We start from the raw sequence: 14,910 nt of genomic DNA, 5'->3' as shown, positions 1-14,910 counted from the left end.
AGTACGTGCGGAAGGTGTCCGGGTTCCGGGCGCCGGCCGCGCACAACCGGGAGGTGTTCGAGCGGGCAGGGGGGCGCGGGGAACTGCGCGACCCGCCCCCACCGGCCCGCACCCAGGCGACGGCCTCGGGTGGCACCCCCGGTGAGCCCGTCCTAGCGTGGCCGCATGATCGAGCTGGTGGGCCTGACCAAGCGCTACGGCGACAAGACGGCGGTCGACGACCTCACGTTCACCGTCAGACCCGGCATCGTCACCGGGTTCCTCGGGCCCAACGGTGCCGGGAAGTCCACGACCATGCGGATGATCCTCGGGCTCGACCACCCCACGGCGGGCCGGGTGCGGATCGACGGCAAGCGGTACGAGCAGCTCAAGGACCCGCTGACGTACATCGGCGCGCTGCTCGACGCGAAGGCCGTGCACGGCGGGCGCAGCGCCTTCAACCACCTGCTCTGCCTCGCGCAGAGCAACGGGATCCCGCGGGCGCGGGTGGCCGAGGTCCTGGACACCGTCGGGCTGACGGCGGTGGCACGGAAGAAGGCCAAGGGGTTCTCGCTCGGCATGGGGCAACGGCTCGGGATCGCGGGGGCGCTGCTCGGCGATCCGCGGATCCTGATGTTCGACGAACCGGTCAACGGGCTCGACCCCGAGGGCATCCACTGGATCCGGACCCTGATGAAGACCCTGGCCGCGCAGGGCCGGACCGTGTTCGTCTCCTCGCACCTCATGAGCGAGATGGCGCTCACCGCCGAGCACCTGGTCGTCATCGGACAGGGGCGGCTGCTCGCCGACACCTCCATGGCGGACTTCATCCGGACGAACTCACGGTCGTACGTCCGGGTCCGCTCCCCGCAGCGCGAGCGGCTGCTCGACGTGCTGCACGCGGCCGGGATCACCGTGGTCGAGACCGGCACCGGCACTCTTGAGGTGGAGGGCGGGAAGGCCGAGCCGATCGGGGAACTGGCCGCGCAGAACGGGATCGTGCTGCACGAGCTGAGCATCCAGCAGGCCTCGCTGGAGGAGGCCTTCATGCAACTGACGGCGGAGTCCGTGGAGTACCACGCACACGCCGACTCGCCCCCGGTGCCACAGGCCTGGGGCTCCGGCTGGGACAAGGGAGCGTGACATGGCCGTCGTCACCCAGGTCGTACGGTCCGAGTGGACCAAGATCCGGTCCGTCGCCTCGACGGTGTGGACGCTGTCCCTGGCCGTGGTGGTCACCGTGGCCATCGGGACGCTGCTCTCCGCGCTGGCGAACAGCCAGTTCTCCAACATGCCGGCCCGCGAGCGGCTCTCCTTCGACCCGACGAACATCAGCTTCGCCGGGATGACCCTCGGGCAGCTGGCGATGATCGTGTTCGGGGTGCTCGTCGTCTCCAACGAGTACAGCACCGGGATGATCAGGGTCTCGCTGGCCGCCGTGCCGCAGCGGGCCACCTTCCTGTTCAGCAAGATCGCGGTGGCGGCCGGCCTGGTGCTGGTGGTCGGCATGGTGACCAGCTTCGCCGCCTTCTTCCTCGGGCAGGCCATGCTCGGCTCGCACCGGGCCCACCTCGGCGACCCCGGGGTGCTGCGCGCGGTCGTCGGCGGCGGGCTCTACATGACGCTCATCGCGATGTTCTCCATGGGCGTGGCCGCGATGCTGCGCTCGCCGATGCTGTCGCTGGGCATCCTGATGCCGTTCTTCTTCCTGGTCTCCAACATCCTCGGCAACGTCGACGCGACCAAGAAGATCGGCCGGTTCCTGCCGGACCAGGCGGGCAGCCACATCATGCAGGTGGTGCCGAGGGCCGGCGACGACGTCCCCTACGGCCCCTGGGGCGGGCTCGGGATCATGGGCCTGTGGGTGGTCGCCGCGCTGGCCGGCGGGTACGTCCTGCTGAAGCGGCGCGACGCCCAGTGACCGGCCCCGCGGGGCCGAGACTTTGCTTGCTCTTGGCCGGAACCGTCAGCTCCCCGATATCCTCCTAACCCTTACGGGGGGCGTCTGCCCCGCTGTCCTGATCCTTTCGATGGGTGCGGAGCATGATCGAGGCTGTCGGCCTGACCAAGCGCTACGGCGACAAGACCGCCGTCTACAACCTTTCCTTCCAGGTACGACCCGGAGCCGTCACCGGCTTCCTCGGGCCGAACGGCTCGGGCAAGTCGACGACCATGCGGATGATCCTGGGCCTGGACAACCCGACCGCCGGCTCGGTGACGATCGGCGGCTTCCCCTACCGCAAGCTCCCGAACGCCGCCCGCCAGGTCGGCGCGCTGCTCGACGCCAAGGCGGTGCACGGCGGCCGGTCCGCCCGCAACCACCTGCTGTCGCTGGCCCAGCTGTCCGCCATCCCGGCCCGCCGGGTCGACGAGGTACTCGGCGTCGTGGGCCTCCCGGACGTGGCCGGCAAGCGCTCCAAGGGCTTCTCGCTCGGCATGGGCCAGCGCCTCGGCATCGCCGCCGCGCTGCTCGGCGACCCCCAGGTGCTGCTCTTCGACGAGCCGGTCAACGGCCTCGACCCCGAGGGCATCCTCTGGGTGCGCAACCTGATGAAGTCCCTCGCCGCGGAGGGCCGCACGGTCTTCGTCTCGTCCCACCTGATGAGCGAGATGGCGCTGACCGCCGACCACCTCATCGTCATCGGCCGGGGCCAGCTGCTCTCCGACATGAGCGTGACCGACTTCATTTCGGCCAACTCCGCCGACTTCGCGCGCGTGCGCACCCCGGACACCGAGCCGCAGCTGCGCGAGAAGCTCAGCTCGGCGCTGACCGAGGCCGGCGGCCATGTGCTGCCCGAGCAGGACGGCGCGCTGCGGGTGACCGGCCTGCCGCTGCCCCGCATCTCCGACCTCGCGCACGAGGCGGACGTACGGCTGTGGGAGCTGTCCCCGCACCAGGCCTCGCTGGAGGAGGCGTACATGCGGATGACGCAGGGCGCCGTCGACTACCGGTCCTCCATCGACCAGAAGGCCGGCCTCCAGCAGCCCCTGCCGCCGGGCGCCCAGCCGCCGATGCCGGTGCCCGGGCAGGGCCAGCCGGGCTGGTACGCCCCGCCGCCGCCCCAGCAGGGCGGCCAGCCGTTCGCGGGACCCTACGGTGGCCCCGGAGCCCCCGTAGCCCCTGGGGCGCCTGGCGGACCCGGAGTGCCCGGCGGTGGGTACGGCGGCCCGCAGGGCCCGTACGGGCCGCCTCAGGTCGCTCCGAACCCCTACGCGCAGCCGATGTCCGCGCCGACGCCCGCCCCGGCGCCCGTGTCCGCGCCCGCGCCCGCCGCCGGGCCGGTGCAGCCGGTCCCGGCCCCCGCCCCGGCCGCCGCGCCCGCCGCCGCTCCCGCCGACCTGACCAAGCCCGAGGACGCCCGATGAGCACCCACCAGCCTCCGCTGCCGCAGGCCGCCCCGTCCGCCGCGTCCGCACCCCCGTGGCAGCAGGCGCCCGGCGGCGCGTACCCCGGTTACGTCTCGCCGATCCCGGTGGTACGCACCCACCTCGGGCACGCGATCGCCTCCGAGTGGACGAAGATCAGGTCGGTGCGCTCGACGATCTGGACGCTCGGCGTCTTCGTCCTGCTGGTGGTCGGCATCGGCCTGCTGGCCGGCGCGGTGGTCAGCGACTCCTCGTCGTCCGACGACCTGTCCAGCCAGAGCGCGCTCTCGCTCGGCTTCTTCGGACTGCTGCTCGGCAGCATGTGCATCATCACGCTCGGCGTGCTGACGACCGCCTCGGAGTACGGCACGGGCATGATCCGCACCACGACGGTGGCCTGTCCCTCCCGCGCGCGCGTGCTCGCGGCGAAGGCCATCGTCTTCTTCGCGGTCGCGTTCGTGTTCACCCTCGCGACCAGCGCGTTCGTGGCCATGACCCAGGTGTCGATGCTGGACGGCATCGCCCGGACGCCGACCGGCGGGGAATGGCTGAAGGGGACCGTCGGCGTCAGCCTCTACATCGCGCTGCTCGGACTGCTCTCGCTGATCATCGGCTCGATCATCCGGCACTCGGCGGGCGCCATCACCATCATGATCGGCGCGGTGCTCGCCCCGCTGGTGATCGCGCTGTTCATGTTCTCCCAGTCGCTGGAGAAGGTGCGCACCGCCCTGTTCGAGTACTCCATCCCGAACCAGTTGAGCATCTTCTACTCCAACTCCCTGAGCGACTCCGGCCCTTCGGGCTGGGACCCGCTGTGGATCATCCTGGGCGTGACGGCCGTCGCGTTCGCGGGCGCCTACGTCCTGCTGGAGAAGCGGGACGTCTGACGACGCTGGAGCTCCGGCTCTAGAACTTCGGCGCGTTACGGGACCGCTGCACCCGCGTGGTGCGGCGGTCCTTCGCGTTCCAGCAGGCCTTGTGCCAGTGCCGGCGCTCGTCCACGCCCGAGTGCTCGGGCCAGGCCACGACGTGCGGGACGCCGGAGGCGATCACCTGGTCGCAGCCCGGGCAGCGGTACGTCTTGCCGACCGCGCTGGCGCCGGCCACGTGCCTCACGCTCCACTCCTCGCCCTGCCAGTTCTCGGTGGACTGCCAGCCGCCGTAACGGTCCGCGCGGTCGTCCTCGGCGCTCCGGCCGGACGAGGCCGCTTCGTTCGGGCCCTTGGGTCGGTTGCGACGCGGGGACACGGGACACCTCTCGGGGCTATACAGGAAGCACGGGCTGTGTCCAGCCTACGACGCGCGCACGGGGGTACGCGTAGGGCACGAACCCGCACAAGTCCCCCTCCAGGGCGACCCATTCTCCAGACAATCCGCAAATCTCTCCGCCAGGCCGTGTCCTCGGCACGTGTCAGACGGTTATGCCCGGTGGGGGAGCTCCGGGTCGGAGCCAGGAAAGCAGGAAGAAACGATGCGCGTAGGTAGTTTTGTGCTGGCCGCCCAGTTCCCGGGCCAGGGGCAGGGGGAAGCCCTGCACCGGGCGGTGCGTACGGCGGAGGTGGCCGAGGAGGCCGGTCTGGACGCGGTCTGGCTGGCCGAGCACCACTTCGTGCCGTACGGCACCTGCCCGTCGGCGGTCACGCTGGCGGCTCTGCTGCTGGGCCGCACCCGGCGGCTGCGGGTCGGCACGGCGGTGAGCGTGCTGCCCACCGTCCACCCGGTCGCCCTCGGCGAGCAGGCCGCGCTGCTGCACGTGACGAGCGGCGGCCGGTTCACGCTGGGCGTGGGGCGGGGCGGGCCGTGGGTGGATCTGGAGGTCTTCGGATCGGGCCTGGAGGCGTACGAACAAGGCTTCCCGGAATCACTCGATCTGCTGATGCGCTGGCTGCGCGAACCGGCCGTGTCGGCCTCCGGGCCGCGCTTCTCGTTCCGTGAAGTCCCCGTCGTACCACGCCCGTCGGAGGCTCTGACGGAGGCGCCGGGGCCGGAGGTGGTGGTCGCGTGCACCTCCGCGGCGAGCATCCGGCTGGCCGCGGAGCAGGGGCTGCCGATGCTGCTCGGGATGCACGTCGGCGACGAGGAGAAGGCCGAGATGGTCGCGTTGTGGCGGCAGCACGCGCGGGCGGCCGGGCGGCCGGGCGACGAGATCTCCGCGGCGGCCCATGTGTCGGCCGGCGTCTGCCAGATCGCGGACAGCCGCACCGACGCGGCGGAGACCCTGACCAAGGCGATGCCGGGCTGGCTGAAACAGGGGCTGGAGGCGCATGTGACGGTGGACGGCCGGTTCCGCTCCATGCGGGACCCGCTCGCGTACACCGAACTGCTCTGCGGACTCCACCCGGTGGGTACCCCGCGGCTGTGCGCCGACCGGCTCGCGGCGACCTCCGAGCGGACCGGCATCTCCCGTTTCGCCCTGCTGACCGAGGGCTCGGGGGATCTGGCGGCCACGGAGGAGAACGTACGACGGCTGGGTGCCGAGGTGCTGCCGCACCTCCGGTGACCTGGTCGCCGCGGGGAGCTTGCCGCCCCAGTGACTGATGCACCTCCCGCGTGTGGAGCGGCAAGCAAGCGGCTCACTGCGTCAGCAGTAGCTGAGCACGGCGTCAGCAGTCCCGCAGTTCCGGGGACTGGTTCAGCAGTTGGTTGCGCACTGAGGTGAAGCGGGCCAGCGTCTCGTCGACCGAGGCGTCCAGCGGGAACACCGCCACACGGTGGCAGTTCTGGAAGGCCAGCCGCACACCGAAGTGCCGCTGCAGGGCGCCGCGTATGGCGTCACTCGCGAGCGCACGCAGCAGCTGGCCGCGTGCCTGCTCGTCCGGCGGGGGCGTCTGGTTGTCGGCGAACTCTCCGCCGTCCACCTTCAGCTGGGCCACCAGGGAGCTGATCATCTCCCACGCGTAGGGCAGGGAGGTCCGGACGCAGTCGACGAAATCTGCTTCGTCGACCTCGCCTCGCTCGGCCTGTTCGAGTAGGGCCGGTGAGACGTCGAGCGACATGGGTACTCCTCTCGCACCCCCGAACAGCAGGGGTTGGCGGACAGGTAAGGGAGTTCGCGATACCGAACACGCTGAGTACACACTTCGCGACCTCCCGTTTACTACGGTAGGCAACGCGCGGGGCCCCCACCAGGAGATTGCGTATATGCGACGGTCCCTTTAGGCACACAATCGGCCAGGTTTGAACAGGCGTGTGCAGGCGACCCTCCAGGACCGGTCGCGGACCCTGTCCGACGGCCGCGCGGATGGCGCGCGGCTGCGGCTCGGATGGCGCGCGGCTGCCGCTCGGATCCGGGCGAATCGCGTGGAGGGCGGCGCGTCGAGTAGCGTTGCCGACCATGCGTCTCGTCATCGCCCGGTGCTCCGTCGACTACGCCGGCCGGCTCACCGCCCACCTTCCCTCCGCCCCCCGCCTGATCCTCGTCAAGGCGGACGGCAGTGTCTCGATCCACGCGGACGACCGGGCCTACAAGCCCCTCAACTGGATGTCGCCGCCGTGCACGCTCAAGGAGGGGACGGGTGACGAGGAGGGCGTCTGGACCGTCATCAACAAGGCGGGCGAGAAGCTCATCATCACGATGGAGGAGGTCCTGCACGACTCCTCGCACGAGCTGGGCGTCGACCCGGGCCTGATCAAGGACGGCGTGGAAGCGCACCTGCAGGAGCTGCTGGCCGACCGGATCGAGACGCTCGGCGACGGCTACACGCTCATCCGGCGCGAGTACATGACGGCGATCGGCCCGGTGGACATCCTCTGCCGCGACGCCGAGGGCCAGACCGTGGCGATCGAGATCAAGCGCCGCGGCGAGATCGACGGCGTCGAACAGCTCACCCGCTACCTGGAACTCCTCAACCGCGACCCCCATCTCGCCCCCGTCCGGGGCATCTTCGCGGCCCAGGAGATCAAGCCCCAGGCAAAGGTCCTCGCCACCGACCGCGGCATCGGCTGCACCATCCTCGACTACAACGCCCTCCGCGGCATCGAGGACGACAAGCTGCGCCTGTTCTGACCAGCCGACCCAACCGGGCCGGACCGGGCCGAAGGCCCTGAACCAGCCGAGCGGAAGGCCTTGGACCAGCCGGGCCGGGCGGAAGGCCCTGAACAGGGCGACCGGACATGCCGGTTCCTCGGAGGCCCGACACGTCGCGCCATCCGCCGCCACCCCGCCCCGCCGCCACCCCATCCCCGCCGCGACGGCGCTCAGCCCCTACGACGCGGACCGGCGGTGCCGAGCCCGGCTCAGGCCGGCCCGGCACCGCCGGTCACCTCCGTAGGGGCTGAGCACTATCGCGGCGGGGATGGGTGTGGGCGTCCCACGCGTGTAGCACGAGACGCCCGGAGCCCAGGACCGCCGGAGCCCAGGACCTCAGGGGACTCAGGGGGCTCGGCGAGGGCTCCGGATTTCCTCGGCACCGGGCCCCTCCGCTCAGACCCCCCTCGGTCCCTCGGCTTAGATCAGTGTGCCGGTCGTTGTTCCCGTGCTGCCGCTCTCCGATGCACTGGATGTCGTGAACGACGGGGAGTCGGACACCTGGCCGCTCGCGGTGTCGGTCGTGGACGGGGTGTCGGACGGCACCGGAGAACTCGAGTCCGACGGGGGCACCGACGTAGGCGGCGGGCTGGACTTCGTCGGAGTCGAGGACGGCGAATGCGACGTGGACTTCGACGGCGTCGGTGAAGTGGACGGCGAGTGGGTCGTACCGCCGGATGACGAGCCCTTCGTCCCCGTGGCCGAAGCCGAAGGCGTCTCTGTGTCGGACGGGGGTGTCGGGTCGTCCGATGTGCCGAGGGTGCCGTCGGGGCCCGGGTCCGTCGGCTTGGTGGTGGCCGTGCCGGTGTCGCCCGTGCCGGAGGTCTCGCCGGGGTCGGCGCCCAGGCCGCCGTCGCTCGTGTCCTCGCTCGCCGAGGGGTTGACGCTCACGTTGTTGGACGGGTTGTCGGCGTTGTTGTTGGAGGTCATGCCGAGGGTGACCACGGTGCCGAGGACGGCCGTCAGGAGTACGCCCGCACCCACCGCCACCAGGTTGCGGCGGGCCATGCGGACCAGTCCGCCCCCGCCGCCCTGGGACGGCGCCTGCTGCCCCGGGACCCTGTGGGTCACCACCGTGTCCGAGACCGGCGAGTGGACCGTGGGGAAGGGCGTGGTCATCCCGCCGGCCGGGGATATGGACTCCTCGTGGCGGGCGTCGGAAATCTCGTCGCCCGCCATCGCGGCGACGGCCGGGATGACCTCGCCCGAGAGGTCGGCCACCAGGGCGAGGGCCCGTCGGCCGGCCGTCGTACCCCGCTTGTCGGACAGCGCCCCGCGCAGCCCGATCGAGGCCTCCAGCTCGGCCCGTGCCCGGTCCAGCCAGCCGCCGCAGAGCGCGAACACGCCGAGTTCGTGGTGGAAGTAGGCCTGCTCGCCGACCTCACCGGCGAGCCGGGAGGCCTCGGCGCCGGCCCGCAGCGCGCGTTCCCACGCGCTCCAGTGCAGCCCCGCCGCGAACGCGGGCGCGGCCGTGCGGGCCAGTCGTACCGGCGTGCTCTCCTCGTCCTCCGCCGGCGGCACCGTCTCGGGGACGACCACCGTCAGGGCGGCGAGGATCGCGTCGGACTCGGCGCAGACCCGCTCCGGGGTGACCGAGGGGTGCCCGGCCCACCAGCCGTAGTGCTGGGCGGCGGTGAGGGCCTGGGCCGCCGCGTCGTCGGCGTATCCGGCGGCCTCCAGCTGCTGCAGGACGCTCACGGCGAGCCGGTAGCGGGAGCCCACCGGGGAGACCAGTCCGCAGCCCGCCAGTTCGCCGAGGGCGGCGTCCGCGTGGGTGTCGCCCACGAGGGCCGGCAGATGCGCCTGGTGCGGCACCTCGCCGCCGAGGGCGACCGCGAAGCGCAGGGTGGCCCGGGCGGAGGCGCTGAGCCGGGAGGCGAGCAGCGGGGCGGGCGCGGCGGCCTCGCCGAGGGACGGGAGCGGGATCTCGTCGCTCGCCCGGTCGTCGAGGGCCGCCTCGACCGGCAGGTCGGAGATCTCCGGCAGGTCGGGCATGCCGGAGGCGAAGACGCCGAACTCGTCCACGGCGCCCGCGCTGGCCCGCAGCTGGTCCCGCTGGCGCAGCAGCGCACCGGCCTGGACGAACCGCAGCGGCAGGCCCTCGGACTCGAACCAGAGGTCGCCGGCCCAGTTGGCCTCCTCCTCGGTGAGCACCCGGCCGACCGTGCGCTCCAGGATGTCGACGCCGCCGGCCCGGTCCAGGCCGTCGAGGAAGACCTCCTCGACGGCGGAATCGGCGGAGGGCGCCGGCACGTCCGGGGTGGCGCCGATCAGGAAGGCGCACTCGGGGGTGGCGTCGATCAGCTCGTCGAGCGCGGCGCCGCCGAACTCGACGTCGTCGAGGACGACGACCGCGCCGATCTCCCGGACCAGTTCGAGGAGCTCCTCGGGGCCCGGGCGGTACGCGGGCGCCTTGTAGACGGCGTGGAAGAGGTCGTGGAGCAGGTCCTCGTGCGTGCGGTGGAAGCCGTTGAGGCGGACCACGCCGTCGGGGGCGAGGTCGGAGCAGTCGTCGGCGACCAGGTCGAGGAGCGCGGTGCGGCCGGCGCCCGAGGGGCCGGTGAGGCGCACCGAGCGGCCCCGGGCGAGGAGCCGGACGAGCCGCTCGCGGTCGTCCTGGCGTTCCAGGAGCGGCAGCTCGGGCCGGGCGGGGCCGGGCGGCACCGGCGGCCGGGCGGCGCGCTCGTACTCGGCGCGCTCGGCGACGGTGCGCTTCTCCGGCCGGGTGGGGCGTTCGGTCGGCGGGCAGGGTTCTATCTCGCTGCCGTCGACGGGATTGACGGTCAGCAGGAAGTCGCCGGCGACCAGCCGCGTGGTGCGGGCCGTCGCCGGCGTGCTCTGACCGAAGTCGGTGGTGAGGGATTCCCTGGGCGGGCGCTGGCGCGGCGTGCTGCCGTCGCCGTCCTGGCCGTACCCCTCGGGTCCCGGGTTGATCGGGTCCATAGGTTCCTAGCCCCCCAAAAGCGTCGTGTGCCGTGAAAACCGGCCCCTCCCGGCCTGTTGCACACCGCGCTGTCGCTTCTGGTCCGGGCCCGCGCTCGAAGGGTGGCAAGGGCGGCGGGCGACCGAACCTTAAACCTTCGCACAGTATCTACGACAGTCCGGGGTACCGCGCCGTCCGAGACATCACGGTCTCGTGAGGATTGCGTCTGACGTGCGCATGCGCACCGTCCGACCGGGTCACCCCCGTCGCCCGGTTCACACCGGATCGTTGCGCCCCGACAGTTCGCCGCCGCACAGCCGGTCACCGCGGCAAAGCCCGACGGCGGCCACCGCGGCAGAGCCCGACGCCGGTCACCACAACGCAGCCGGCGGCCGGTCCCGGTGTCAGACCCGGGGCAGTGACTCCACCCCGATACCCCCCTCGATCGCCAGGATCCGGTGCAGCCTGGTGGCCACCAGCAGGCGCTGCATCTGCGGCGGTACGCCGCGCAGCACCAGACGGCGGCCACAGCGGCCGGCCCGCCGGTGGGCCCCCATGATCACCCCGAGTCCGGTGGCGTCCCAGGAGTCCAGCTCGGACAGGTCCAGCACCAGGTCGCCGACTCCGTCGTCGACGGCCGAGTGCAGGACCGTACGGGCGTCCGCCGCGCTGCGGACGTCGAGGCGGCCCCCGACGACCAGCTCGGCGTGGTCGCCCCTGATGTACATATGCGCTCCCCGAGAGTGCGTGTCCTACTCCGTGAAAGTGTTGTCCGGTATTGCAACGTCTGACTGCGTTCGCCGGTCAGAGGTTGCCATCTGTAAGCGAACCGATACCGAATTCACCCCAGAGGGTGAAACCTCTGCGGTTTGTGCGTTTTGACAGGCGATCAGAGGGTCTACGTACTGATGTTTCAGTACGTGTAGAAGCCCTGCCCGCTCTTGCGGCCGATGTCACCGGCGTCAACCATCCGGCGCATCAGCTCCGGCGGGGCGAACTTCTCGTCCTGCGACTCGGTGTAGATGTTGCCGGTGGCGTGCAGCAGGATGTCGACGCCGGTGAGGTCGGCCGTGGCCAGCGGGCCCATGGCGTGACCGAAGCCCAGCTTGCAGGCGAGGTCGATGTCCTCGGCGGTGGCGACGCCCGACTCGTACAGCTTGGTGGCCTCGACGACGAGCGCCGAGATCAGCCGGGTCGTCACGAAGCCGGCGACGTCCCGGTTGACGACGATGCAGGTCTTGCCGGTGGACTCGGCGAACTCCCGCGCGGTGGCGAGGGTTTCGTCGCTGGTCTTGTAGCCGCGGACCAGCTCGACGAGCTGCATCATCGGCACCGGCGAGAAGAAGTGGACGCCTACGACCCGTTCCGGGTGCTCGGTGGCTGCCGCGATCTTGGTGATCGGGATCGCGGAGGTGTTGGAGGCGAGCACGGCGTCCGGGCGCACGATCTTGTCGAGCGCGCGGAAGATCTCGTGCTTGACCTCCAGCTTCTCGAAGACGGCCTCGACCACGATGTCCGCGTCGGCGACCGCGTCCAGGTCGGTGGTCGTGGTGATGCGGGCCAGGGCGGCGTCGGCGTCGTGCGCCTCCAGCTTCCTCTTGCTCACGAACTTGCCGTACGAGGCCTGGATCCCGCCCACGGCACGGTCCAGTGCCTCGTCGGTGACGTCACGCAGGACCACGTCCCAGCCGGCCTGCGCGGCGACCTGGGCGATGCCGGACCCCATCAGGCCGGCCCCGATGACGGCAAGCTTCCGTGCCACTCCGCTCCCCTTACACGCTGTTGAGGTATGCCTCTTGGGCGGGACCCTAGCGCTCGTCGGGGGCCGGGCAACCCGGTAAGTAATGCGTGTCACGGTCTCAGGACGTGAGACAACCGTCACGTCCCGTCAGGCGGCCCCGGCGGCACCGCCCGTTTCCGGCCGGGTACGGCACGCTCCGCCCCCGCCCGGAACACCCTTACGCTGGCCGCATGGTCAATCTGACGCGCATCTACACCAGGACCGGCGACCAGGGCACCACCGCCCTCGGCGACATGAGCCGGGTCGCCAAGACCGATCTGCGGATCTCGGCGTACGCCGACGCCAACGAGGCGAACGCGGTGATCGGGACGGCGATCGCGCTGGGCGGGCTGGAGGCGGAGGTCGTCGCGGTGCTCACCCGGGTACAGAACGACCTCTTCGACGTCGGCGCGGACCTGTCGACCCCCGTCGTGGAGAACCCCGAGTTCCCGCCGCTGCGGGTCGAGCAGTTCTACGTCGACAAGCTGGAGGCGGACTGCGACCGCTTCAACGAGCGGCTGGAGAAGCTCCGCTCCTTCATCCTCCCGGGCGGCACCCCGGGCGCGGCCCTGCTCCACCAGGCCTGCACGGTCGTCCGGCGGGCCGAGCGGTCGACGTGGGCCGCCCTCGAAGTCCACGGAGAGGTGATGAACCCGCTGACCGCGACCTACCTCAACCGGCTCTCGGACCTGCTGTTCATCCTGGCCCGTACGGCCAACAAGGACGTCGGGGACGTGCTCTGGGTCCCCGGCGGGGAGCGCTGACCCGGGCCCCCTCTCGGGCCGCACGACGTAGGTCAGCCGGTCGCCGGCGGAGGCCGGAACCGTGCGGCCGGGCGCAAGCGGCGGTGCCGGCGCGGGAGTTGGGAATCCCCGGGCCCGTATACAAGGGTGGTCCAGACCTATTGACCGGTGGTCCAGACCTTTCTATTCTCGCGGCACCATGGGCATGAAGGCTCAGTCATGCCCACGTCACCCCCGATCGAGAGGGAGGCGCAGCATGCGCTTCAGACACAGAGTCGCGGCAGGGCTCGCGACGCTGGTGCTCCCCCTGGCCGGTCTGGTGGGCCTCGCGGGCCCCGCCCAGGCCGCGACGTCCGCCACCGCGACCTACACCAAGACCCAGGACTGGGGTACCGGCTTCGGCGCCCAGTGGACCGTCAAGAACACCGGCACCACCGCCATCAGTTCGTGGACCGTCGAGTGGGACTACCCCTCCGGCACCTCGGTCACCTCCGCGTGGGACGCGGACGTCACCTCCTCCGGCACCCACTGGACCGCCAAGAACAAGTCCTACAACGGCTCCATCGCCCCCGGCGCCTCCGTCTCCTTCGGCTTCAACGGCGCCGGTTCGGGATCGCCGAGCAACTGTCTGCTCAACGGGGCGAGTTGTGACGGCGGAACCACCACCCCGGGCGACTCGGCGCCCTCCGCGCCCGGCACCCCGACCGCGTCGGGCATCACCGACACCTCGGTGAAGCTGAGCTGGTCCGCCGCCACCGACGACAACGGCGTCAAGAACTACGACGTCCTGCGCGACGGCAAGGTGGTCTCCACGGTGACCACCACCTCGTACACCGACTCGGGTCTCACGGCCGGTACCGACTACTCGTACACGGTCCAGGCCCGCGACACCGCGAACCAGACCGGACCGGTCAGCGGCGCGGTCGCCGTCCACACCACCGGCGGTACGACCACTCCCCCGACCACCGGTTCCAAGGTCAAGCTCGGCTACTTCACCGAGTGGGGCATCTACGGCCGCAACTACCAGGTCAAGAACCTGGTGACGTCCGGCTCCGCGGCGAAGATCACGCACATCAACTACGCCTTCGGCAACGTGACGAACGGCCAGTGCGCGATCGGCGACGCCTACGCCGACTACCAGAAGACGTTCACCTCCGACCAGTCGGTCAGCGGCGTCGCCGACACCTGGGACCAGCCGCTGGCCGGCAACTTCAACCAGCTGCGCGAGCTGAAGGCCAAGTACCCGAACATCAAGATCCTGTGGTCCTTCGGCGGCTGGACCTGGTCCGGCGGCTTCGCGCAGGCGGCGGCCAACCCGACCGCGTTCGCGAACTCCTGCTACAACCTGGTCGAGGACCCGCGCTGGGCCGACGTCTTCGACGGCATCGACATCGACTGGGAGTACCCGAACGCCTGCGGGCTGAGCTGCGACACCAGCGGCTCGGCGGCCTTCAAGAACCTGATGTCCGCGCTGCGCGCCAAGTTCGGCTCGAACAACCTGGTCACCGCGGCCACCACGGCCGACGGCTCGGCCGGCGGCAAGATCGACGCCACCGACTACGCGGGTGCCTCCCAGTACGTCGACTGGTACAACGTGATGTCGTACGACTTCTTCGGCGCCTGGGCCACCACCGGCCCGACCGCCCCGCACTCCCCGCTCACCTCGTACAGCGGCATCCCGACGGCCGGCTTCGACACGGCCGACGCGATGGCCAAGTTCAAGGCGCAGGGCGTGCCGGCGAGCAAGCTGCTGATCGGCATCGGCTTCTACGGCAGAGGCTGGACCGGTGTCACCCAGGACGCGCCGGGCGGCACGGCCACGGGCGCGGCGACCGGGACCTACGAGGCGGGCATCGAGGACTACAAGGTCCTCAAGACGTCCTGCCCGGTCACCGGCACCGTCGCGGGCACGGCGTACGCGCACTGCGGCACCAACTGGTGGTCCTACGACACCCCGTCGACGATCGCCGGGAAGATGAGCTGGGCCAAGACCCAGGGTCTCGGCGGCGCCTTCTTCTGGGAGTTCAGCGGCGACACCGGCAACGGCGAGCTGGTGAGCGCCATCAGCTCCGGACTGTCGTAAAAGGCACCA

Annotated in this window: 13 protein-coding genes and 1 pseudogene; 9 read left to right on the top strand and 5 right to left on the bottom strand. The window is 71.2% G+C overall.

From position 1 onward, the window contains the following. The 5 genes and pseudogenes from AB0D74_RS37395 to AB0D74_RS37375 all read left to right on the top strand — a co-directional run. Positions 1-68, top strand: a pseudogene (locus tag AB0D74_RS37395) (DUF2277 family protein); the annotation flags it as partial. 97 nt (positions 69-165) lie between these two features. Continuing rightward, positions 166-1,122: an ATP-binding cassette domain-containing protein gene (locus AB0D74_RS37390; protein ID WP_362596856.1), complete on the top strand. Its 957-nt coding sequence runs from the start codon at positions 166-168 to the stop codon at positions 1,120-1,122. Position 1,123: 1 nt separating this feature from the next. Next, on the top strand, positions 1,124-1,900 hold the full coding sequence (locus AB0D74_RS37385; protein WP_362596853.1) for an ABC transporter permease: 777 nt from the start codon (positions 1,124-1,126) through the stop codon (positions 1,898-1,900). Positions 1,901-2,022: 122 nt separating this feature from the next. Then, positions 2,023-3,345 (top strand): ATP-binding cassette domain-containing protein, encoded by a 1,323-nt coding sequence (locus tag AB0D74_RS37380; RefSeq protein WP_362596850.1) that lies wholly within the window; start codon positions 2,023-2,025, stop codon positions 3,343-3,345. Beyond that, positions 3,342-4,232, top strand: coding sequence for an ABC transporter permease (locus AB0D74_RS37375; protein WP_362596847.1), 891 nt, complete (start codon positions 3,342-3,344; stop codon positions 4,230-4,232). The genes AB0D74_RS37380 and AB0D74_RS37375 overlap by 4 nt, the downstream gene beginning before the upstream one ends. A gap of 19 nt (positions 4,233-4,251) precedes the next feature. Here AB0D74_RS37375 and AB0D74_RS37370 read toward each other — a convergent pair whose 3' ends face one another. Beyond that, a complete protein-coding gene (locus AB0D74_RS37370) occupies positions 4,252-4,593 on the bottom strand; it encodes an ATP/GTP-binding protein (protein ID WP_362596844.1) in 342 nt (113 codons plus the stop codon). Between the two features lie 223 nt (positions 4,594-4,816). Between AB0D74_RS37370 and AB0D74_RS37365 the strand changes: the two genes are divergently transcribed. Then, a complete protein-coding gene (locus tag AB0D74_RS37365) occupies positions 4,817-5,845 on the top strand; it encodes an LLM class flavin-dependent oxidoreductase (RefSeq protein WP_362596842.1) in 1,029 nt (342 codons plus the stop codon). A gap of 103 nt (positions 5,846-5,948) precedes the next feature. On the opposite strand, the gene AB0D74_RS37360 is transcribed toward AB0D74_RS37365, so the two are convergent. Beyond that, the gene (locus AB0D74_RS37360; RefSeq protein ID WP_093499046.1) at positions 5,949-6,341 is read right to left on the bottom strand and encodes an SCO5389 family protein; all 393 of its coding nucleotides are present in this window, start codon (positions 6,339-6,341) and stop codon (positions 5,949-5,951) included. Positions 6,342-6,679: 338 nt separating this feature from the next. Between AB0D74_RS37360 and nucS the strand changes: the two genes are divergently transcribed. Next, a complete protein-coding gene (gene nucS, locus AB0D74_RS37355; RefSeq protein ID WP_350777757.1) occupies positions 6,680-7,351 on the top strand; it encodes an endonuclease NucS in 672 nt (223 codons plus the stop codon). A gap of 441 nt (positions 7,352-7,792) precedes the next feature. Here the strand turns inward: nucS and AB0D74_RS37350 are convergent, their stop codons facing one another. The 3 genes from AB0D74_RS37350 to AB0D74_RS37340 all read right to left on the bottom strand — a co-directional run bounded on the left by AB0D74_RS37350 (position 7,793) and on the right by AB0D74_RS37340 (position 12,057). Next, on the bottom strand, positions 7,793-10,315 hold the full coding sequence (locus AB0D74_RS37350) for an ATP-binding protein (RefSeq protein WP_362596837.1): 2,523 nt from the start codon (positions 10,313-10,315) through the stop codon (positions 7,793-7,795). 384 nt (positions 10,316-10,699) lie between these two features. Beyond that, positions 10,700-11,023, bottom strand: a complete 324-nt coding sequence (locus AB0D74_RS37345) for an STAS domain-containing protein (protein WP_030672301.1) — start codon at positions 11,021-11,023, stop codon at positions 10,700-10,702. Positions 11,024-11,208: 185 nt separating this feature from the next. Further along, positions 11,209-12,057, bottom strand: a complete 849-nt coding sequence (locus tag AB0D74_RS37340) for a 3-hydroxyacyl-CoA dehydrogenase family protein (protein ID WP_362596834.1) — start codon at positions 12,055-12,057, stop codon at positions 11,209-11,211. A 209-nt stretch (positions 12,058-12,266) separates the two neighbouring features. Here AB0D74_RS37340 and AB0D74_RS37335 point away from each other — a divergent pair, with 209 nt between their 5' ends. Together AB0D74_RS37335 and AB0D74_RS37330 are read left to right on the top strand one after the other, a co-directional pair. Beyond that, positions 12,267-12,839, top strand: coding sequence for a cob(I)yrinic acid a,c-diamide adenosyltransferase (locus tag AB0D74_RS37335; RefSeq protein WP_362596831.1), 573 nt, complete (start codon positions 12,267-12,269; stop codon positions 12,837-12,839). A 235-nt stretch (positions 12,840-13,074) separates the two neighbouring features. After that, the gene (locus AB0D74_RS37330) at positions 13,075-14,901 is read left to right on the top strand and encodes a glycoside hydrolase family 18 chitinase (RefSeq protein WP_362596828.1); all 1,827 of its coding nucleotides are present in this window, start codon (positions 13,075-13,077) and stop codon (positions 14,899-14,901) included. Positions 14,902-14,910 lie beyond the last annotated feature (9 nt).

This window comes from Streptomyces sp. NPDC048278 (assembly GCF_040652195.1).
Lineage (GTDB): Bacteria > Actinomycetota > Actinomycetes > Streptomycetales > Streptomycetaceae > Streptomyces.
This window is presented reverse-complemented; position numbering and strand designations above follow the sequence as displayed.